Here is a 19,740-nt window from a genome sequence, read left to right on the forward strand (position 1 = left end):
ATGCGAATAATTGTCTACGGCAGTTTACGGCGCAAACAGGGAAACAGTCACTGGATGACGAATGCGCAATGGCTGGGGGATATGCAGATTGAGGGCTACGAGCTCTACAGTCTCGGCCATTATCCGGGCGTGATCCCGGGCGAAGGAACCGTCTATTGTGAAGTTTACCGCATCGATGCCACGACGCTGGGCGAGCTGGATGCATTGCGCACAAAGGCTGGCGAATACAAACGCCAGCTGATGCAAACGCCTTACGGCAGCGCATGGCTTTACGTCTATCAGCGCCCGGTTAAGGGACGTGAGCGCATCGCCAGCGGCGACTGGCTACGGCGCGACGACCCTCCGTCAGACGCATAAATGAAAACACCGTCCAGTGGACGGTGTTTTTTTTGCCTGTCTCGCCCGACGCACCACCCGGCGCATAAACAAAAACACCGTCCAGAGGACGGTGTTTTTTATCGGGCGGCGTCAGATTATTTCTTCTGGGCGCGCTCGAAAGAGGAGATGATTTCAGCTTTCGCCGCTTCAGCGTTGTCCCAGCCTTCTACCTTCACCCATTTGCCTTTTTCCAGCGCTTTGTACTGCTCGAAGAAGTGGGTGATCTGCGCGCGCAGCAGTTCCGGCAGGTCGTTCACATCTTTGATGTGATCGTACTCTTTGGTCAGCTTGGTGTGCGGCACGGCAACCAGTTTGGCATCTTCGCCAGACTCGTCGGTCATTTTCAGCACGCCAACCGGGCGGCAGCGGATCACGGAGCCCGGCTGCAGCGGATACGGGGTCGGAACCAGCACGTCAACCGGATCGCCGTCCAGTGACAGGGTGTGGTTGATATAACCATAGTTGCACGGATAGAACATCGCCGTAGACATGAAGCGGTCTACGAACAGGGTGCCGGACTCTTTGTCGACTTCATATTTGATCGGATCGGCGTTGGCCGGGATCTCAATGACAACGTAGATATCTTCTGGCAGTTCTTTACCGGCAGGCACCTGGTTCAAACTCATCGGGCATTCCTTCAATAGTCACATGTTGAGTGTCGGCTATTATAGCCAACTGCCTGGGAAAGTATGCCCCCAATTTTGACCTTTCGGAATGCTCCTCGTCCTATTTCGCGGAGACAAACAGCGAGACGATCCCCGCAGCAATCAGTGGTCCGACCGGCACGCCGCGAAAGAAGGCGACGCCCAGCACCGTGCCGATAAGTAAGCCGCCAATCACCGACGGCTGCGCGCTCATAAAGTTAACGCCGCGACCGCCCAGCCAGGCGACGAAAACGCCCACCAGAATCGCCACGATTGACTGCCAGTTAGCGAAAGATTTCAGCAGCGCCGAGGCGGGAAGCGAACCGCTGGCGAGCGGCGCCATCACCGCCACCGTCAGGATAATAATGCCGAGCTGGATGCCCTGCTTCTCTACGTAGGGAAAGAACTGCGCCAGCGGGGTGAGCTTGATCGCCAGCAGAATCAGAATCGAAATGGTCACCGCGCTGTTGTGAACAAAATAGCTGAGGACCGCGAGGCCGATAAGAATAAGGGTAGAGGCGTACGCAGCCATGGGTTCTCCCTGAAAAAGAGTGAAAACGCTGGAGAGCGCCAGCGCGGAAGCCCCTATTTATCAACATTCCGTATCGCTGGCGCAACTGCCTTTATTTAACGACTGCAACATTCGCGCCTGATTACGCACCAGATCGACGCCCTGCGCGGCAATTGAGATCTGCGCCAGGGTTCCCTGCGTGCGGCTGAAAAAAGCCACGCTCGCTGCCTGCCAGCTGTCGCGATAGGCCAGCCACTGACGCTGCGCGCTGCGCACCTTATTTTTAGGCTCGCCGCTAAGGGTCGTCATTAACTGGCTATATTGCCTGTTCATCTCGCTATCCCAGGCCTGGCTGGCGCGACCGTAGCACGACACCATCGCGACGGTGGTGGAGGCGCCGTCGAGACACTGTGCCAGCGCATGATCGATCGGGTTCTGCTGCGCCAGCGCGGAGGTGCTGAACAGCAGACCGGCGGCGACAATACCTTTTTTCATCCTGTAAATCCTGATTAAGAAAGATTAAGCGTGGGTGATCATCAGGGAAATGACCATCAACGTCGGTAAAGTTCCCCTGCGCAACTGCCGATAACTTGTACGTTTTAGGGCTGCCGGATTTTCTGCCTTTCTTTAAGCAAATGGAAAACAACATCATGAATAAGCTTTCTCTACGCACGGGATTATTAGCTTTACTCGCCTTTATGACGCTGCTGCTGCTGGCGGTCAGCGTGATGGGCATCATTGCCATTAATAAAGGTAATCGCTCGCTGGATGTTATCAACCGCATTCAGGGCATTGAACTTAATGCCCTTTATCAAAGCAATGGCGACCTGATGCGCGCACGCGCAACGGCGGCGCTGGCGGTACGCAAAATAGAGATTGGTCTGCTGGAAGAGGGGGCAGCGGCAGCCAAACAGGCGCAAGCGGACGTACAGGATTCGCAGCGCAATATGAAGGCGTTTATTGCTGCGGGCACCGTTACGGCGCACGGCAAAAAGCTGGCTGATGACATCGTGACGACCTGGAACGCCTATCTGGCGCAGGGGATCAAGCCCATGATGGATGCGCTGGAAAAACAGTACACCGATGAGTATTACGGCGTGCTGGAGGGCAATCTGGCAACCCTGGCCCTTAACTACAGCAATGCGGTAACGGCATTCAGCAGCTTCGCCGGTGAGGTTACCGAGCGGCAGCTGGCCGAGGCGGCCTGGAACGAAACGCTGATGAAGGCGCTGATTGGCGCGGCGGTGATGTTAACGCTGCTGCTGTTTGTGCTGGCCTGGGTGCTGATGCGTCGTCTGCTGCTGCTGCCGCTTAACCGCGCCATTACGCACCTGGAGCAGGTGGCATCGGGCGATCTGTCGCAGCATCTGCCGCCTGCGGGCAACAACGAGCTGGGCCGCCTGAACCGCGCGCTCGGGGAGATGCAGCAGGCGCTGCGCGCTCAGGTGAGTCAGGTGCTCGACGCCAGCCAGCAGATCGACGTCGGCAGCCGCGAGCTGGCGGCGGGCAATGTGCATCTTTCCCAGCGCACCGAAGAGTCGGCGGCGTCGCTGGAGCAGACCGCTGCCAGCATGGAGCAGCTGACCGCCACGGTGCGCCTCAACGCCGCCAACGCGCAGCAGGCGAATAAGCTGGCGAGCAGCGTCTCCGACACCGCCGATCGCGGCGCAGAGGTGGTCAGCTACGTGATGGAGAAAATGCAGGAGATTACCGCCAGCGCCAACCGCATCGGCGATATTCTCGGCGTGATCGACAGCATCGCGTTCCAGACCAATATTCTTGCGCTCAACGCCTCGGTAGAGGCGGCGCGTGCGGGCGAGCAGGGACGCGGCTTTGCCGTGGTGGCGAACGAGGTGCGCACGCTGGCGCAGCGCAGCGCCAACGCGGCGAAAGAGATCCGCGGGCTGATCTCGGAGTCGCAGACGCGCGTGAAAGAGGGCAGCGATATGGCGACGCGGGCGGGCGAGACCATGGATGAGATCTCCAGCGAGGTGATGCGCGTCACGACGCTGATGAAGGAGATTTCAATGGCCTCTGACGAGCAGAGCCGCGGCATTGAGCAGGTGAATCAGGCGGTCACGCAGATGGACGAGGCGGCGCAGCAGAACGCGGCGCTGGTCGAGCAGGCCATGGCGGCGACGCAGTCGCTGGAGGCGCAGTCGCAGCATCTGCAATCCACGGTGTCGCAGTTCCGGCTGGAAACGGCGTAAAAGAAAAGGGCGCGATAGTCGCGCCCTTGTCTACGTCACTCAGCGGCGTTCGCGTTTACTGCGCCGCGTCCGGGTATTCGCGCAGGAAGCGCTCGACGTCGTCAACCATTGCGTTATTGCCGCAGAAGAACGGGCAGCGTTGATGCAGGGTTTCCGGCTGGATATCGAGAATACGCTTCGCGCCGTCGCTCGCCTTGCCGCCCGCCTGTTCAGCGAGGAACGCCATCGGGTTGCACTCATAGAGCAGGCGCAGCTTGCCGTTGGGGTGGCTGGCGGTGCTCGGATAGAGGTAGATGCCGCCCTTCAGCAGATTGCGGTGGAAGTCCGCCACCAGCGAGCCGATATAGCGCGAGGTGTAAGGACGATGCGTGGCCTGATCCTCTTCCTGACAGAACTTCAGGTATTTCTTCACGCCCTGCGGGAAACGAATATAGTTGCCTTCGTTGATCGAGTAGGTGTAGCCCGTCGGCGGATAGGTCATACGCTCGTGGCTCAGGCAGAAGACGCCGAGCGACGGATCGTAGGTAAAGGCGTGGACGCCGCAGCCGGTGGTGTAGACCATCATGGTTGAGGAGCCATACACCACGTAGCCCGCCGCGACCTGCTTGTGGCCCGGCTGCATAAAGTCAGCTTCGGTGACCGGCGTGCCAGGGGCGCTAACGCGATGGTAGATAGAGAAGATGGTGCCGACAGAGACGTTAACGTCGATATTGGAAGAGCCGTCGAGCGGATCCATCAACACCACGTATTTTCCGTGCTCTACTCCTTCGAAGATTACAAACTCATCCTCTTCTTCCGAGGCGATCCCCGCCACGATGCCGCGCGCTTTCAGCGCTGCTTTCAGCTTCTCGTTGGCGAAGAGATCGAGCTTCATCTGCTGTTCGCCCTGAACGTTTTCAACGCCGCTTGCGCCGAGAATATCTACCAGGCCGGCTTTGTTGATGTCGCGATGGATGATTTTCGCGCCCAGCTTAATAGCGGAAATTAGCGCCGTCAGTTCACCTGTTGCGTGAGGAAAGTCGTGCTGTTTCTCGACGATAAATTCGCCTAACGTTTTCATAACACATTCCCTGAATCTTCGATGGAGTGGCAGCCTGCCTGGCAAACCGCCAACGTTTGCGTACGCAGTTTAGCCGAATGAACTTCAAAAACCATAGTCCTAATCCGTTTCTTAAGTCTGCTGGCGGGGTTACACTGTGCGCCGAACTTTTGAGTAATGGATCTCGTTATGCGTATTCATATCCTTGGGATTTGCGGCACGTTTATGGGCGGTCTGGCGATGCTGGCACGTTCCCTTGGCCATCAGGTGACCGGTTCGGACGCCAACGTTTACCCGCCGATGAGCACGCTGCTTGAGCAGCAAGGCATTGAATTAACAGAGGGTTACGACGCCTCGCAGCTCGATCCCGCGCCGGACCTCGTTATCATCGGCAACGCCATGACGCGCGGCAATCCCTGCGTGGAAGCGGTGCTGGAGCGCAATATTCCCTACCTTTCCGGGCCGCAGTGGCTGCATGACTTCGTGCTGCGCGACCGCTGGGTCGTGGCGGTTGCAGGAACCCACGGTAAAACAACCACTTCTGGTATGGTAGCCTGGATACTGGAGTCGTGCGGACTGGAGCCAGGCTTTATCATTGGCGGGGTGCCCGGCAACTTCGACGTCTCGGCAAAATTAGGAAAAAGCCCATTCTTCGTTATCGAGGCGGATGAGTACGACTGCGCCTTCTTCGACAAGCGTTCTAAATTCGTTCACTACTGCCCGCGCACGCTGATCCTCAATAACCTTGAGTTCGATCATGCGGACATCTTCGATGATTTGCGCGCCATCCAGAAGCAGTTCCACCATCTGGTACGCATCGTGCCGGGCCAGGGCAAAATTCTGCTGCCGGAGCACGATCACAACATCCGCCAGGTGATGACGATGGGCTGCTGGAGCGAGCAGGAGAGCGTCGGCGAAAACGGCCGCTGGCAGGCGAAGAAGCTGGTGCCGGACGCCTCGCGCTGGGAAGTGCTGCTCGACGGCGAAAGAGTAGGGGAAGTGAACTGGTCGCTGGTGGGCGAGCACAACATGCATAATGGCCTGATGGCGATCGCCGCCGCGCGGCACGTTGGCGTCAAACCCGAAGACGCAGCGCAGGCGCTGGACAGCTTTATCAACGCGCGCCGCCGTCTGGAACTGCGCGGCGACGTAAACGGCATCAAGGTCTATGACGATTTCGCCCATCACCCCACGGCGATTCTGGCCACCCTATCCGCGCTGCGCAGCAAGGTCGGCGGTCGGGCGCGTATTCTGGCGGTGCTGGAGCCGCGCTCCAATACCATGAAGATGGGCGTAAGCAAAAACGACCTGGCGCCGTCGCTGGCGCGCGCGGACGAGGTGTTCCTGTTCCAGCCGCACCATATTCCCTGGCAGGTCTCTGACGTGGCCGAAGCCTGCATGCCGCCGGCGCACTGGAGCGCTGATATCGATACGCTGGTAGAGATGGTGGCAAAAGCCGCGCAGCCGGGCGACTCGATTCTCGTTATGAGCAACGGCGGATTTGGCGGCATTCATCAGAAGCTGCTGGATCGACTGGCGTAGTCTGCTGAGCGCCCTTTGCGGGGCGCTGGCACTGCGGGCGGGCAGGGATGCCCGCCCCGGCGTGGCTTAGCTCTCCGCCAGCTCGCGCAGGTACTGGAAAATCTGACGTGAGGATTTAGGCGGCTTGTTGCCCGCTTTCTCTTTCTGCGCGTTGCGGATCATGCTGCGCAGCTGCTGGCGATCGGCGTGCGGATAGAGCGCGATAACTTCATTCATCGCGTCGTCACCCTGCTCGACCAGGCGATCGCGCAGCGCTTCCAGCTTGTGGAACAGCGCAACCTGCTGGTTGTGGCGGTTTTTCAGCTTGTCCAGCGCCTGACGGATCGGATCGACATCGCGCGAGCGCAGCATTTTACCGATCAGCTGCAGCTGGCGGCGGCGGCCCTCTTTCTTGATGCGCTGCGCCAGCTCAATAGCGGCCAGCAGCTCCTCATCCAGCGGGATCTTCTCCAGGGCGTTCTTGCCCAGATCGACCAGTTCGGCACCCAGGCGTTTCAGCTCTTCAGCGTCGCGTTTAATTTCGCTTTTACTGACCCAGATAATCTCTTCGTCTTCTTCTTCCTGATTATCCGGCACATCGTCGAGCCACTCATCGGGCTGTTTGGTCATTTTCTGGGCTCCCCTAAAAAAAGAGGCTAATCCTATCAGTTTATCGGGTGACTGCGAAATTGTTCTCTGACTCTGATAGACTCAAAACTTTCATACATAAGATTAGACGGCAGGCCGATGAACGTATCTACTCAGGTTGCAGAACAGCGAAAAGTGTTGGAACAGGCAGTGGCGCAGGCGCTCGATCTGGCGAAGGCCAGCACCGACGGCGCGGAAGTGGCAGTGACCAAAACCACCGGAATCGGCGTCAGCACCCGTTACGGCGAAGTGGAGAACGTCGAGTTCAACAGCGACGGCGCGCTCGGCATCACCGTTTATCATCAGAACCGCAAGGGCAGCGCCTCCTCTACCGACCTCAGCCCAGAGGCGATCGGGCGTACCGTGCAGGCGGCGATCGATATCGCGCGCTACACCTCGACGGATCCTTATGCTGGCCCGGCGGATGCCGATCTGCTGGCGTTCGACGCCCCGGATCTCGATCTCTACCATCCGTGGGAGATCGACGCCGATCGCGCCATTGAACTCGCCGCGCAGGCGGAGCAGGCGGCGCTAAAAGCGGATCCGCGCATTACCAATACCGAAGGCGGCAGCTTCAACAGCCACGTCGGCATTAAAGTTTTCGGCAACAGCCACGGCATGCTGCAGAGCTACTGCTCCAGCCGTCATTCCCTCTCCAGCTCCGTTATCGCCGAGCAGGACGGCAATATGGAGCGCGACTACGCCTATACCATCGGCCGCGCCTTTGAGGATCTGCAAAGCCCCGACTGGGTTGGCGGCGAGTGCGCCCGTCGCGTGCTGTCGCGTCTGGCACCGCGCAAGCTCTCTACGATGAAAGCGCCGGTGATTTTCGCGCCGGAAGTTGCCACCGGCCTGTTTGGCCATCTGGTCGGCGCCATCAGCGGCGGCAGCGTCTACCGTAAATCGACCTTCCTGCTTGACGCGCTCGGCCAGCCGATCCTGCCGGAATGGCTCACCATTCAGGAGCAGCCGCATCTGCTGAAGGGCCTGGCGTCAACGCCGTTCGACAGCGAAGGCGTCCGTACCCAGGCGCGCGATATCGTGAAGGATGGTGTGCTGCAAACCTGGCTGATGACCAGCTACTCGGCGCGCAAGCTGGGCCTGAAAAGCACCGGCCACGCCGGCGGCATCCATAACTGGCGCATCGCCGGACAGGGCAGCAGCTTTGAGGATCTGCTGAAGCAGATGGGACGCGGCCTGGTGGTTACCGAACTGATGGGACAAGGCGTCAGCGCCATTACCGGCGACTACTCGCGCGGTGCGGCCGGCTACTGGGTGGAGAACGGCGAAATTCAGTATCCTGTGAGCGAGATCACTATTGCAGGAAATCTCAAGGATATGTGGCGCAATATCGTCACGGTCGGTAACGACATTGAAACCCGCAGCAACATACAATGTGGTTCGGTGCTGCTGCCGGAGATGAAAATCGCCGGCCAATAATAAAACCCGCTTCCTGAAAGCAGCCGCTCTGGCTGCTTTTTTTTTACCCACAATAAAAAGGATATACCGATGCGTAAGCGTGTGATTGCAATGTTATCTCTCTCCTTGTTGTCTGGAAGCGCCAGCCTGTACGCGGCGGATTTAGAAAATGATATGGATACGCTAAAAGACGGGCTAAATACCGTGATGAAAACCGATGACGCGCAGGAGATGCATAAAGCGCTGGGCGACATGCGTCAGGCGGCGCAGGACGCGAAAAAATCGACGCCGGAGAAGCTTGAAGGTCAGCCGGCCGACAGCGCGCCGATCAAGGATTACCACGCCGGGCTGAACTCGCTGATTGCGCAGATCGACGTGGTCGACAAGCTGGCGCAGGCCAACAATCTGGACGGCGCCAGAGCCGAAGCGAAAAAGCTGGCGGATATCCGCAACGCCAATCATAAAAAATTCCGCTGATCCTCAAGCCGGTCCGCGCGACCGGCTCAGCCGCGTCATCAGCTTTTCTTATCTCCAGCCGCTTTCCCGCCGCGCCGCGCGCCTCGGTACGCACATTTCTCTTTTGCTACCGGCAATTTGCTTTTAAGTCCGTGCATAAAGCGGTCGCTGTCACACAATCTGTGCATCCTGCGATCTGGCGCACAGCCTGCCCTGCGATTTCCACTTCCATGCGGAAAAAGTGCGTCTGCACTTCCGGCGCGCGACGCCGTAATTTATTCGTAACGCGAATTTTCGTGAACAGGAGTAGCAAGGTGAGCAGTAACGGAGCTTCGGTTCGGCAGGCAACGCCGGAAGAGATTCAGGCCCTGACCGACAAGGTGATGGCGCAAATCGCGGCGATCTACGCCCAACACGATATCGCACCCAACGCGGTGCAGCAGCAGATGCTGGCGTCGCACGTACGCGCCATGGCGCTGCGCTCGTTAACCGGCGAACCCCTTCCCGAGGTGGAAGCGGAGCTGTTTGAAGATATTTCGCCGGAGACCATGCAGCTGGCGCAGCAGGTGGTCGATCTGTTCGGCAACCTGCCGCGCGAAGAGGCCTGGCTTCTCTCCGTCCATATCGAAGTGGCTCGATCTAACTGACTGTATAAAGAGGAAATCATCATGGTAACCGTAGTGATTGGCGATCGTTTAGGTAAGGGACAGAAAGTGGCGGCGGGCGTGGAAAAGGCGGGCGGTCGCGCCGTGGTGGTGCCGGGCGTCGCGGCGGATATGAAGCTGGGTGACGTCATGAAGGCGGAGAACGCCGACTTTGGCATCTCCTTTTGCGGCAGCGGCGGCGCTGGTGCCATCACTGCGCAGAACAAATATGGCTACAAGGCGCGCCACGGCATGCGATCCGTTGACGAAGGCGTCACCGCCATTAACGAAGGCGCCAGCGTGCTCGGCTTCGGCTTTATGGACAAAGAGGAGCTGGGCGAGCGGCTGGTGCAGGCCTGGAACAAGAAGCACGGCAGCGAATGATGAAAGAACAATACGTTACTCAGGTGACGGTGCAGGGCAAAGGCGACAGTAAAGAGAAAGCGTTTGCCGATGCCCTGAGTCGCGTGCAGAGCCAGGTTCTGCGCGCGACGCAAAAGATTCTGCTGCGCATCGAACCCCTGGATGTTCGGGTGCTGCGCGCGCAGGAGAGCGTCAAAACGGAGAAGTTCCTGTTCTTCTTTCTGGCGCGCCAGCGGCGGAACTACAGCGTCGAGCTGGAGATATCCGTCAGCGTCACCGTGATTGATACCGGGAAGGTGACCTTCACGGCGGCACCGTAAAAACAGACGACAACAAAGGTAAAAAAACATGTTTTTAATCATTTTGTTTAAGTCGTTGATCATTGGGGGGCTGGTAGGTGTGGGCGTTGGCGCCGGTGCGGCGCGCATGTTCCACGCGCCGACGTCGCAGGGGATGGGCGCGTTCCGTACGCTGGGCGAGCTTAACTCCTGCGAGGGCGATCCCGCCTCGCACTTCTCCTTTGGTCTCGGCTTTTTCTTCAATGCCTGGGCATCATCCGTCGCGGCAGGCTCCTTCACTCAGGATGTCGACCACCGCATCATTCCTAACTGGGGCGCGGCCGCGCTGATGGTGAAAAACCGTAATCTGGCCGAAACCCTGCACGACCCGAAAAAGATGGCCATCGCCTGCGGCATTATCGGCATGATCGTCGTCGCCTTTCTCAACTCCACCGCCTCGGCGGTACCGGCCGCGCTGCAGGTGACGGCGGTAAAAGTGCTGGTGCCGGCGGCCAACCTGCTGGTTAACACCGTGATGCCGGTGATTTTCTGGCTGGCGGCCATCGACGCCGGGAAAAAATCGGGCTTCTGGGCAACGATTTTCGGCGGTCTGGCGCAGCTGATTATGGGCAACGCCGTGCCAGGCCTGGTGCTCGGCATCCTGATCGGCAAAGGCGTCGAGGAGAGCGGCTGGAACAAGGTGACCAAAGTGATGATGGTGGCGATCGTGCTGCTGTTCGTGCTGAGCGGCTTCTTCCGCGGCTTCGATATGAAACTGCTGCAGTCCTTCCAGTTAGGCATTCCCGGTTGGCTCGACGCGATCCACAACTCTCTGAGCGGCAAGTAAGGGTAACGATATGACTGAAAATAAAGGCTTCTGGTACGCCGACTGGTCTTTCCCGATCTTTGTTGGCCTGCTCTCGTCGGGCGTATTCGCCGGTACGCATATGTATTACCTCTACGGCATCGGGGCGTTTAACGAAGTGGCGTTTGTATCGATGCTGCGCGCCGGCATGGAAACCGGCGTCTATGGCGCCGTGGCGGCCTTCGGCGCGAGCTTTCTTTTTGCGCGCATTATCGAAGGCTCGCTGGTGGGCATCCTCGACATCGGCGGCGCCATCCAGACCGGCGTCGGCCTCGGCGTGCCGGCGCTGCTGCTGGGCGCGGGCATCGTCTTTCCGGTGGCTAACTTCGCCGCCTCGCTGGTGACCGGTCTGGTGATTGGCCTGGCGATTGGCTACGTCATCATCCTGGCGCGTAAGTTCACCATTAACCAGAGCGACTCGACCTACGGTGCGGACGTAATGATGGGCGCGGGCAACGCCTCCGGCCGCTTTTTAGGGCCGCTGATCATTCTTTCCGCGATGGCGGCCTCGATCCCAATTGGCCTGGGATCGCTGCTCGGCGCGCTGCTGTTCTATCTCTGGAACAAGCCGATCACCGGCGGCGCTATCCTCGGCGCCATGATCCTCGGCGCGATTTTTCCGGTCGCTATCTGAAGCTGGCGGCGGCTCGCCAGCGGGCCGCCGCGTTAAGGAGTTGCTATGTTCGATCTGATTCTTCGCCGCGCGCGGCTGACGGATGAGCGGCAGGTGGATATTGCGCTGCAGGAGGGCAAAATCGCCGCCATCGGCGACAGCCTGCAGGGCGAAGCGAAAAGCGAACGCGATCTGGCCGGACGCTGCTACGTCAGCGCGGGCTGGATCGATTCTCACGTCCACTGCTACCCCAAATCGCCCATCTACCACGATGAGCCGGACGCGATCGGCGTCGCCTCCGGCGTGACTACGGTGATCGACGCGGGCAGCACCGGCGCTGACCATATCGATGATTTTTATGCCATTACCCGCGCTGCCAGCACCCAGGTTTACGCGCTGATTAACATCGCACGCACCGGCATTGTGACGCAGAACGAGCTGGCGGATATGCAGCAGATCGACGGCGACGCGGTGCAGCAGGCCGTTGAGCGGCTGCCCGACTTTATCGTCGGCCTGAAGGCGCGTATGAGCAGCAGCGTGGTCGGTGAAAACGGCATTCAGCCGCTGATCAAAGCCAAAGCGATCCAGAAACAGGCGGGGGATCTGCCGCTGATGGTGCATATCGGCAATAACCCGCCGGATCTGGCGGAGATCGCCGATCGCCTCAGCGCGGGCGATATCATCACCCACTGTTTTAACGGCAAGCCCAACCGCGTGCTGACGCCGCAGGGCCAACTCAAAGCCTCGGTACAGAACGCCATCGCGCGCGGCGTAAAGATGGATGTCGGCCACGGCAGCGCCAGCTTCAGCTTCGAGGTGGCGCGCGTCGCCATCGCGCAGGGCATTCTGCCCGACACCATCAGCTCGGATATCTACTGCCGCAACCGTCTCAATGGCCCAGTGCATAGCCTGGCGCACGTCATGTCGAAATTTTTTAGCGTTGGCATGACGCTGCAGCAGGTGATCGACTGCGTCACCTGGAAGGCGGCGGACGGGCTGCGCCTGGCGCGCAAGGGGCGTCTGGCGGTCGGTTTCGACGCCGATCTCACCCTTTTCAGCGTGACCGACGCGCCGCGCCTGTTCGTTGATTCGGAAGGCGAGCAGGTTGTCGGAGAGAAACATCTTACGCCGCTGGCCGCCGTGGTGGCGGGCGAGTGGTTCCTGACAGAAGAAGGGAAAGCCAATGTCTTCGATCTATGAAAAATATGGCCTGAAGCCGGTTATTAATGCCTCTGGCCGCATGACGATCCTCGGCGTCTCTACGCCATCGGCAGAGGTGGTCGACGCCGTGCAGAGCGGCCTCAGCCACTATTTTGAAATGAAAGATCTGGTCAACAAGACCGGCGCGTATATCGCGCAGCTGCTGAAGGTGGAAAACGCGGTGGTGGTCTCCTGCGCCTCGGCGGGCATCGCCCAGTGCGTGGCGGCGGTGATCGTTAAAGAGAATGACTGGCTGCTGGATAATCTGCACGCCGCGCCGCTTGAGGTGCCGCACCACATCGTGGTACCGAAAGGCCACAACGTTAACTACGGCGCGCCGGTGGGCAGCATGGTGGCGCTGGGGGGCGGGCGTCTGGTGGAGGCGGGCTACAGCAACGAGTGTTCGCCCGAGCAGCTGGCGGCGGCGATTACGCCGCAGACCGCCGCTATCCTCTACGTGAAATCCCATCACTGCGTGCAGAAAAGCCACCTCAGCGTCGAGCAGGCGGCGGTTGTGGCGCGCAAACACGGCGTGCCGCTGATCGTCGACGCGGCCGCCGAAGAGGATTTGCAGTGCTACTACCAGTACGGCGCCGATCTGGTGATCTACAGCGGCGCGAAGGCGATTGAGGGGCCGACCAGCGGGCTGGTGATCGGCAGAGCGCAGCCCGTGGAGTGGGTGAAGCGACAGAGCAACGGCATCGGCCGGGCGATGAAGGTAGGCAAAGAGGGCATTCTCGGCCTGACTCAGGCGATTGAAAACTATCTGCACCAGGAAAAAACCAGCGGCGCACAGATGGTGGAGAAGATGACCCCCTTTATCAACAACCTTAACCAGCTGCAGGGGGTAAGCGCCCGCGTGGTATGGGATGCGGCGGGGCGCGATATCGCCCGTGCTGAAATCAAGTTTGATGAGGCGGCCATCGGCCAGCGTACCGGCGATATCGTGCAGGCGCTGAAGAACGGCGAGACCGCTATCTATTTTCGCGGCTACAAAGCCAATGAAGGCATTATCGAGGCGGATGTGCGCAGCGTCAGCGCGGCGCAGCTGCACACTATCTTCACCTCGATTCAGACGCTGTTGAACAGAGGAACAACCGCATGAAGCTGACCCCCAATTTCTATCAGGATCGCCTGTGCCTTAACGTGCTGGCCGGATCGAAAGCCAACGCGCGCGCCATCTGGGAAGCGGCGGAAGGGCACGTGCTGGTGGGCGTGCTGTCAAAGAACTACAGCAGCAACGAAGCGGCTATCGCCGATATGCGCGACTATGCCGCGCTGATCGACAATGCGCTCTCGGTGGGACTCGGCGCGGGCGACCCGAATCAGTCAAAAATGGTGAGCGAGATTTCCGCCGTGCTGCAGCCGCAGCATGTAAACCAGGTCTTTACCGGCGTCGCCACCAGCCGCGCGCTGCTGGGCCAGTCGCAAACCGTGGTCAACGGTTTGATTTCGCCGTCCGGCATACCGGGCGTGGTAAAAATTTCCACCGGCCCGCTCAGCTCGCAGGGCAGAGACGCGCTGGTGCCGATTGAGAGCGCCATCGCGCTGCTCAAGGACATGGGCGGCAGCTCGGTGAAATATTTCCCGATGGGCGGGCTAAAGGCGGTGGACGAGTACCGCGCCGTCGCTCAGGCGTGCGCGGCGCATGACTTCTGGCTGGAGCCGACCGGCGGCATCGATCTCGATAACGTTGAAGCGATCCTGCGCATCGCGCTGGAGGCGGGCGTCAGTAAAATCATCCCGCACGTCTACAGCTCTATTATCGATCCCGCCAGCGGCGACACGCGCGTCGAAGATGTGCGCCAGCTGCTGGCCATTTGCAAAAAACTGCTGCCGTAACGGCAGGCAAGCCGGCGCGCTTCACCGGGCGTCGGCGCTTGCCTGGACGTCACGGGCCGTTCGCTTTAGGCTGCTATTTTTCGACATGATGCCGCTGAATGCATGCCAGCGCCGTAACAGGTAGACCGCCGTGAGATTTCCAAATCAACGCCTTGCGCAACTGTTTGACGCCCTGCAAAACGAAACGCTGCCTCAGGATGAGCTGGCGCGGCGCTTCGCCGTTTCAACGCGCACCGTGCGCGCCGATATCAGCGCGTTGAACGCGCTGCTGGCAGAGCACGGCGCGCAGTTCGTGCTCAACCGCGGCGCGGGCTATCAGCTTAAAATCGACGACGCGCAGCGCTTCCAGCGTCTGGAGCGGCAAAGCCGTTCGCCGCTGCGCGTGCCGCGCACCTCTGCCGAACGGGTGCGCTATATGCTGACGCGCTTTCTGACCGCCGCCTGGTCGCTCAAGCTGGAGGATCTGGCCGATGAGTGGTTCGTCAGCCGCGCCACGCTGCAAAACGATATGACCGAGGTGCGCGAGTGGCTGGCGCGCTATCACCTGACTATCGAGAGCAAGCCCCACTACGGCATGAAGCTGTTCGGCAGCGAAGTGGCGATCCGCACCTGCCTGACCGATCTGCTGTGGCAGATCGATCAGGAGCAGGCCGACAGCCCGCTGATCACCATTGAAGCGCTGCACAGCAATATTCTGGAGACGCTGCGTCCGCTGCTGCAGCAGTGCCTGACGCGCCATAACGTTCGCCTCAGCGACGAGGGGGAGCGCTATCTGCGCCTCTACTGCGCCGTGGCGGTGCGGCGCATCAGCGAAGGCTATCCGCTGAGCGATCCCGGCGCGGAGGATGTCGGGCTGGACGTACGCGAGGCGGCGCACGAGCTGATTAATCTGCTGCGGCCGCTGGTGGGCAAGCCGGTGTCGCCGGCGGAAGAGGGCTGGCTACGCGTCAATATTGCGGCGCGCCAGATGCAGGAGGTGGCGCCGAGCACCATCAACGCCGATGACGCCGACGCGCTGGTGGACTATCTGCTGAGCTATATCAACACCCACTACAACTACAACCTGCAGGGCGACGAACAGCTGCGCGCCGATCTGCTGACGCACATTAAAACCATGATCACCCGCGTGCGCTATCAGATCCATATCCCTAATCCGCTGCTGAGCAATATCAAACAGCACTACCCGATGGCCTATGACGTGACGCTGGCGGCGGTCTCCAGCTGGGGCAAATACACGCCTTACGTTATCAGCGAGAATGAGATCGGCTTTCTGGTGCTGCATATCGGCGTCGGGCTGGAGCGCCACTACGACGTCGGCTACCAGCGCCGTCCGCAGGTGCTGCTGGTGTGCGACAGCGGCAACTCCACGCTGCGGATGATTGAGGCGATGCTGCTGCGCAAATATCCGCAGCTGCAGGTCACCGGTCGGCTGTCGCAGCGCGACTATGAGGCGCGCACGCGCATCGACGAAGATTTCGTTATCTCTACCACGCGGCTAAGCGAGAAGGATAAGCCGGTGGTGGTGATATCGCCGTTTCCCACCGGCTTCCAGCTGGAGCAGATCGGCAAGCTGGTGCTGGTGGATCGCACCCGCCCCTATATGCTGGAGAAGTTTTTCGACGCGCAGCACTTCCTGATCGTCGATAAGCCGATGACGCAGTCGCAGCTGTTTCGTCAGCTGTGCGACCAGCTGGAGGCGGAGGGGTTTGTCGACGCGAGCTTTTATCCCTCGGTAGAGGAGCGCGAGGCGATCGTCAGCACCATGCTGGGCGAGGGCATCGCGCTGCCGCACTCGCTCGGCCTGCTGGCGAAAAAGACCGTGGTCTATACGGTGCTGGCACCGCAGGGCATCGCGTGGGGCGACGATACCGCGTCGGTGATCTTCCTGCTGGCGATCAGTAAAAGCGAGTATGAAGAGGCGATGGCGATCTACGATCTCTTCGTGACCTTTATGCGCGAAAGGGCGATGACCCGGCTGCGTGACAGCCAGGATTTTGCCGCCTTCAAGGCGGTGGCGATTGAGTGTCTGGGGCGGCTGTAATAGCCGGCTCCCGTCTCTGAGGTAATCTGGTGCCGTTGGGCGACTAGCTTTTTTTCGCCAGCAGACGCGGGATCTCGCGCAGGCACCAGGCTTTGGCTTCGCCCATGCTGTCGCGGCGCCACGCCATAATAATATCGACTTCGCGGGTATATTCCGGGCTGACGACGCGCAGCCGACCTTCCGCTATATCCTTCTCCACCAGCGAATAGGGCATGGTAGCGACGCCCAGCCCCGCCAGCAGCGCGCGGCGCTTGTCATCCATGCTGCTGACCGTCAGACGCTGCTGTTTATCCAGCAGCTGCACCGTCAGCACCGGGCGCTCGCGCGCCGTATCGGCCACCGCAATGCCGCGATACTTCACGCGCGTCACCTCCGACTGGGGTTCCGGCTCGTTGTGAATAGGGTGGTCAGCGCTGGCGACATAGACGCTCATCATGGTGTAGAGCTTGCGGGTATTGATTTCGGTGGAGGCGCGGAAGTGCATATCCGGGGCGATGACGATATCGGCGCGGCCCTGCTCCAGCCGCTCCCACGCGCCCGCCAGCACTTCGGTGATCAATGAAATCTGGGTGTTGGCTTTTTCCGACAGCTTCTCTACCAGCGGGAAGAGGGCGTCGGTCGGCACCAGCGCTTCGGTGACGATAGTCAGGTGGGTTTCCCAGCCGCGTGCCAGCGCTTCGGCGTCGGTGGTGAGCTTGTCTGCCGCCTCCAGCAGCACGCGCCCGCGCTCCAGCAGCATGCGCCCGACGTTGGTGAATTTCGTTCGGTGGCCAGAGCGGTCGAACAGCACCACATCCAGCTCCTCTTCCAGCTTTTGCATGGTGTAGCTGAGCGCCGACGGGACGCGCCCCAGCTCGTCCGCCGCCGCCGCAAAACTGCCGCGGCGATCGATTGCATCCATAACGCGCAGCGCTTCAAGGGTTAAGGCACGCTCTTTAGCCATCCGAACTCTCTTTCAGGAAATTTGAATATGCACGGCAGATTAACTGGCTAACAATACGGCGTCCAGCCTTTTACCATAATGGGTATCAAGTCTGCGGCCGCTCTCTGCCGCAGCGAGCTGGAGGTAAATTATGATAACGACGCGCAGTGCGTCCGCGTGCGGTCAGGCCGATTTTGGCTGGTTGCAGGCACGCTACAGTTTCTCTTTTGGTCACTATTTCGATCCCAAATTAATGGGCTACGCCTCGCTACGGGTGCTGAATCAGGAAGTGCTGGCGCCAGGGGCCGCCTTTCAGCCGCGCACCTATCCACAGGTCGACGTGCTGAATATCGTGCTGCAGGGCGAGGCGGAGTACCGCGACAGCGAAGGCAACCATATCGTCGCGCGCGAGGGCGAAGCGCTGCTGCTTGCCACGCAGCAGGGCGTCAGCTACAGCGAAATCAACCTGCGTAAGGATCAGCCGCTGACGCGCATGCAGATCTGGCTGGCCGCCTGTCCCGAGCGGGAAAACCCGACGCTGCAAAAGATCGCGCTGTCGGAGCATGGCCATCTGCAGCTGATCGCCTCGCCGGACGGCGCGGGCAACAGCCTGCAGCTGCGTCAGCAGGTGTGGGTGCATCAGCTGCTGCTGGCGCCGGGCGAAGAGCAGTCGCTGACGCTGCGCGGGCCGCGCGCCTATCTGCAGTCGATTCACGGCTCGCTGGAGGCGGTGACGCACGAGGATCGTCATGAGAAGCTGGGCTGTGGCGACGGGGCGTTTTTGCAGGAGGAGCAGCAGATCCGGCTGCGGGCAAAAACCGCGACGCGGGCGCTGGTGATCGATATACCGGTGTAAAAAAGGGCGGCCAGAGCCGCCCTTTTGCATCTGTTGCCGCGGGTTTTATCCGTGGCTCTGCGTCTCCTCTTCTCCGCCAGTGAACAGATGAGCGGAGAAGAGGCTCGCTTACTTCAGCATGGTGAACGCGGTGGTCACGTGCTTCACGCCGCTCACCCGGCTGGCGATATCCGCCGCCGCCTTCGCCTCTTCCTCGGTCACCAGACCTAACAGGAACACTTCGCCGTTCTCGGTGGTCACCTTCACGTTCGATGATTTCACCTGATCGCTGCCCAGCAGCTGCGAGCGAATTTTGGTGGTGATCCAGGTATCCGACGACGAGGTGCCAAGGCTGACCTTCTGACCAATGCGAATCTCGTTGTAGACCTCGGTTGCGCCGTCAACGCCCATGGCGATCTGCTTCGCGCGGCTGGCGATATCCTGCGACGGCGCCTGGCCGGTCAGCAGCACTTTGCCCTGATAGGCGGTGGCGATAACGCGCGCGTCGCTTTTAATCTGCTGATCTTTCGCCAGCGCGTTGCTGACGCGCAGCTCCAGCGTGCCGTCATCAACCTGGGTGCCGACGGTGCGCGGATCGGTGGCGGTTTTAGTGGCGACGGCCGCGCCGCCGGCGACGACGGCAACGCAGCCCTGCAACAGCATAGCGGTTAACAGGATAGCGACAGCGTTCAATGCTTTCATGTTTGCTCCTTCAGTCATTCCTGGTGGGGAAACAGGGTGTTATCAATCAGATCGCACAGACAGTTCAGCGTCAGCATATGCATCTCATGGATGCGGGCGCTGCGGTGCGACGGAATGCGAATTTCCACGTCGTGCGGGCCGAGCAGGCCCGCCAGCTCGCCGCCGTCATAGCCGGTAAGCGCAACGATGGTCATATCACGGGTAACCGCGGCTTCCACCGCTTTAACGATATCGCGCGTGTTGCCGCGGGTGGAGATTGCCAGCAGGACGTCGCCGGTCTGACCCAGCGCGCGTACCTGTTTGGCGTAGATTTCATCGTGTTGACGATCGTTGCCGATCGCCGTCAGCATCACGTTGTCCGCGCTGAGCGCCAGCGCAGGCAGGCTGGGGCGCTCGGTCTCGAAGCGGTTGATCATGCTGGCGGCGAAATGCTGCGCGTTGGCGGCCGATGCGCCGTTGCCGCAGCTGAGGATTTTATTGCCGTTAAGCAGGCACTGCACCAGCGTCATCGCGGCGCGGGAAATGGCATCCGGCAGCGCTTCTGCGGCGGCAATCTGGGTTTGAATACTTTCAGTAAAACACGCTTTAATTCTGTCCTGCACACGACCA

General features: G+C 60.2%; 23 protein-coding genes. 15 read left to right on the forward strand and 8 right to left on the reverse strand.

Annotation, left to right across the window (positions count from 1 at the left end; genetic code table 11):
- Nucleotides 1-357 (forward strand): gamma-glutamylcyclotransferase, encoded by a 357-nt coding sequence (locus tag LB453_RS04575; RefSeq protein WP_033754905.1) that lies wholly within the window; start codon nt 1-3, stop codon nt 355-357.
- Between the two features lie 116 nt (nt 358-473).
- Here the strand turns inward: LB453_RS04575 and ppa are convergent, their stop codons facing one another.
- From ppa to LB453_RS04590, 3 genes are all read right to left on the reverse strand, one after another.
- Nucleotides 474-1,004, reverse strand: coding sequence for an inorganic diphosphatase (gene ppa / locus LB453_RS04580; RefSeq protein ID WP_103794509.1), 531 nt, complete (start codon nt 1,002-1,004; stop codon nt 474-476).
- Between the two features lie 100 nt (nt 1,005-1,104).
- Nucleotides 1,105-1,554, reverse strand: coding sequence for a DUF441 domain-containing protein (locus LB453_RS04585; protein WP_103794510.1), 450 nt, complete (start codon nt 1,552-1,554; stop codon nt 1,105-1,107).
- A gap of 60 nt (nt 1,555-1,614) precedes the next feature.
- A complete protein-coding gene (locus LB453_RS04590; protein ID WP_103794511.1) occupies nt 1,615-2,028 on the reverse strand; it encodes a lysozyme inhibitor LprI family protein in 414 nt (137 codons plus the stop codon).
- Between the two features lie 155 nt (nt 2,029-2,183).
- On the opposite strand from LB453_RS04590, the gene LB453_RS04595 reads away from it, so the two are divergent.
- Nucleotides 2,184-3,743, forward strand: a complete 1,560-nt coding sequence (locus tag LB453_RS04595; protein ID WP_103794854.1) for a methyl-accepting chemotaxis protein — start codon at nt 2,184-2,186, stop codon at nt 3,741-3,743.
- 55 nt (nt 3,744-3,798) lie between these two features.
- On the opposite strand, the gene fbp is transcribed toward LB453_RS04595, so the two are convergent.
- Nucleotides 3,799-4,803 (reverse strand): class 1 fructose-bisphosphatase, encoded by a 1,005-nt coding sequence (fbp, locus tag LB453_RS04600; protein ID WP_103794512.1) that lies wholly within the window; start codon nt 4,801-4,803, stop codon nt 3,799-3,801.
- Between the two features lie 168 nt (nt 4,804-4,971).
- On the opposite strand from fbp, the gene mpl reads away from it, so the two are divergent.
- Nucleotides 4,972-6,324: a UDP-N-acetylmuramate:L-alanyl-gamma-D-glutamyl-meso-diaminopimelate ligase gene (gene mpl, locus LB453_RS04605; RefSeq protein ID WP_103794855.1), complete on the forward strand. Its 1,353-nt coding sequence runs from the start codon at nt 4,972-4,974 to the stop codon at nt 6,322-6,324.
- 66 nt (nt 6,325-6,390) lie between these two features.
- Here the strand turns inward: mpl and yjgA are convergent, their stop codons facing one another.
- Nucleotides 6,391-6,933, reverse strand: a complete 543-nt coding sequence (gene yjgA / locus LB453_RS04610; RefSeq protein WP_103794513.1) for a ribosome biogenesis factor YjgA — start codon at nt 6,931-6,933, stop codon at nt 6,391-6,393.
- A 117-nt stretch (nt 6,934-7,050) separates the two neighbouring features.
- On the opposite strand from yjgA, the gene pmbA reads away from it, so the two are divergent.
- The 11 genes from pmbA (at nt 7,051) to LB453_RS04665 (ending at nt 16,672) form a co-directional block, all read left to right on the forward strand.
- Nucleotides 7,051-8,391 (forward strand): metalloprotease PmbA, encoded by a 1,341-nt coding sequence (pmbA, locus tag LB453_RS04615; RefSeq protein ID WP_103794514.1) that lies wholly within the window; start codon nt 7,051-7,053, stop codon nt 8,389-8,391.
- A gap of 69 nt (nt 8,392-8,460) precedes the next feature.
- On the forward strand, nt 8,461-8,847 hold the full coding sequence (gene cybC / locus LB453_RS04620) for a cytochrome b562 (RefSeq protein WP_103794515.1): 387 nt from the start codon (nt 8,461-8,463) through the stop codon (nt 8,845-8,847).
- Between the two features lie 293 nt (nt 8,848-9,140).
- Nucleotides 9,141-9,473 carry a glycine dehydrogenase gene (locus LB453_RS04625; protein ID WP_224481604.1) on the forward strand — a complete coding sequence of 111 codons (333 nt, stop codon included), beginning with the start codon at nt 9,141-9,143 and terminating at the stop codon, nt 9,471-9,473.
- Nucleotides 9,474-9,494: 21 nt separating this feature from the next.
- The gene (locus LB453_RS04630) at nt 9,495-9,854 is read left to right on the forward strand and encodes an SFCGS family glycine-rich protein (protein ID WP_103794517.1); all 360 of its coding nucleotides are present in this window, start codon (nt 9,495-9,497) and stop codon (nt 9,852-9,854) included.
- The gene (locus LB453_RS04635; protein WP_103794856.1) at nt 9,854-10,153 is read left to right on the forward strand and encodes a DUF4312 family protein; all 300 of its coding nucleotides are present in this window, start codon (nt 9,854-9,856) and stop codon (nt 10,151-10,153) included. Before LB453_RS04630 ends, LB453_RS04635 begins: the two co-directional genes overlap by 1 nt.
- Before the next feature lie 28 nt (nt 10,154-10,181).
- On the forward strand, nt 10,182-10,958 hold the full coding sequence (locus LB453_RS04640) for a DUF4311 domain-containing protein (RefSeq protein ID WP_033754938.1): 777 nt from the start codon (nt 10,182-10,184) through the stop codon (nt 10,956-10,958).
- Between the two features lie 10 nt (nt 10,959-10,968).
- Nucleotides 10,969-11,610, forward strand: coding sequence for a DUF4310 family protein (locus LB453_RS04645; protein WP_103794518.1), 642 nt, complete (start codon nt 10,969-10,971; stop codon nt 11,608-11,610).
- Between the two features lie 45 nt (nt 11,611-11,655).
- Nucleotides 11,656-12,789 (forward strand): amidohydrolase/deacetylase family metallohydrolase, encoded by a 1,134-nt coding sequence (locus LB453_RS04650; RefSeq protein ID WP_103794519.1) that lies wholly within the window; start codon nt 11,656-11,658, stop codon nt 12,787-12,789.
- On the forward strand, nt 12,773-13,894 hold the full coding sequence (locus LB453_RS04655) for a DgaE family pyridoxal phosphate-dependent ammonia lyase (RefSeq protein WP_103794520.1): 1,122 nt from the start codon (nt 12,773-12,775) through the stop codon (nt 13,892-13,894). Before LB453_RS04650 ends, LB453_RS04655 begins: the two co-directional genes overlap by 17 nt.
- Nucleotides 13,891-14,631, forward strand: coding sequence for a 2-dehydro-3-deoxy-phosphogluconate aldolase (gene dagF, locus LB453_RS04660; RefSeq protein WP_103794521.1), 741 nt, complete (start codon nt 13,891-13,893; stop codon nt 14,629-14,631). The genes LB453_RS04655 and dagF overlap by 4 nt, the downstream gene beginning before the upstream one ends.
- A gap of 130 nt (nt 14,632-14,761) precedes the next feature.
- Nucleotides 14,762-16,672 (forward strand): BglG family transcription antiterminator, encoded by a 1,911-nt coding sequence (locus LB453_RS04665; protein WP_103794522.1) that lies wholly within the window; start codon nt 14,762-14,764, stop codon nt 16,670-16,672.
- 43 nt (nt 16,673-16,715) lie between these two features.
- On the opposite strand, the gene LB453_RS04670 is transcribed toward LB453_RS04665, so the two are convergent.
- On the reverse strand, nt 16,716-17,615 hold the full coding sequence (locus LB453_RS04670; RefSeq protein WP_048784382.1) for a LysR family transcriptional regulator: 900 nt from the start codon (nt 17,613-17,615) through the stop codon (nt 16,716-16,718).
- A 130-nt stretch (nt 17,616-17,745) separates the two neighbouring features.
- Between LB453_RS04670 and LB453_RS04675 the strand changes: the two genes are divergently transcribed.
- Nucleotides 17,746-18,450: a pirin family protein gene (locus LB453_RS04675; protein WP_103794523.1), complete on the forward strand. Its 705-nt coding sequence runs from the start codon at nt 17,746-17,748 to the stop codon at nt 18,448-18,450.
- Nucleotides 18,451-18,558: 108 nt separating this feature from the next.
- Here the strand turns inward: LB453_RS04675 and dolP are convergent, their stop codons facing one another.
- Nucleotides 18,559-19,131, reverse strand: a complete 573-nt coding sequence (gene dolP, locus LB453_RS04680) for a division/outer membrane stress-associated lipid-binding lipoprotein (RefSeq protein WP_103794524.1) — start codon at nt 19,129-19,131, stop codon at nt 18,559-18,561.
- 14 nt (nt 19,132-19,145) lie between these two features.
- Nucleotides 19,146-19,733, reverse strand: coding sequence for a DnaA initiator-associating protein DiaA (gene diaA, locus LB453_RS04685; protein ID WP_103794525.1), 588 nt, complete (start codon nt 19,731-19,733; stop codon nt 19,146-19,148).
- Nucleotides 19,734-19,740: the final 7 nt, after the last annotated feature.

The sequence above is a fragment of the Pantoea agglomerans genome, assembly GCF_020149765.1.
In the GTDB taxonomy this organism is placed as follows: Bacteria; Pseudomonadota; Gammaproteobacteria; order Enterobacterales; family Enterobacteriaceae; genus Pantoea; species Pantoea alvi.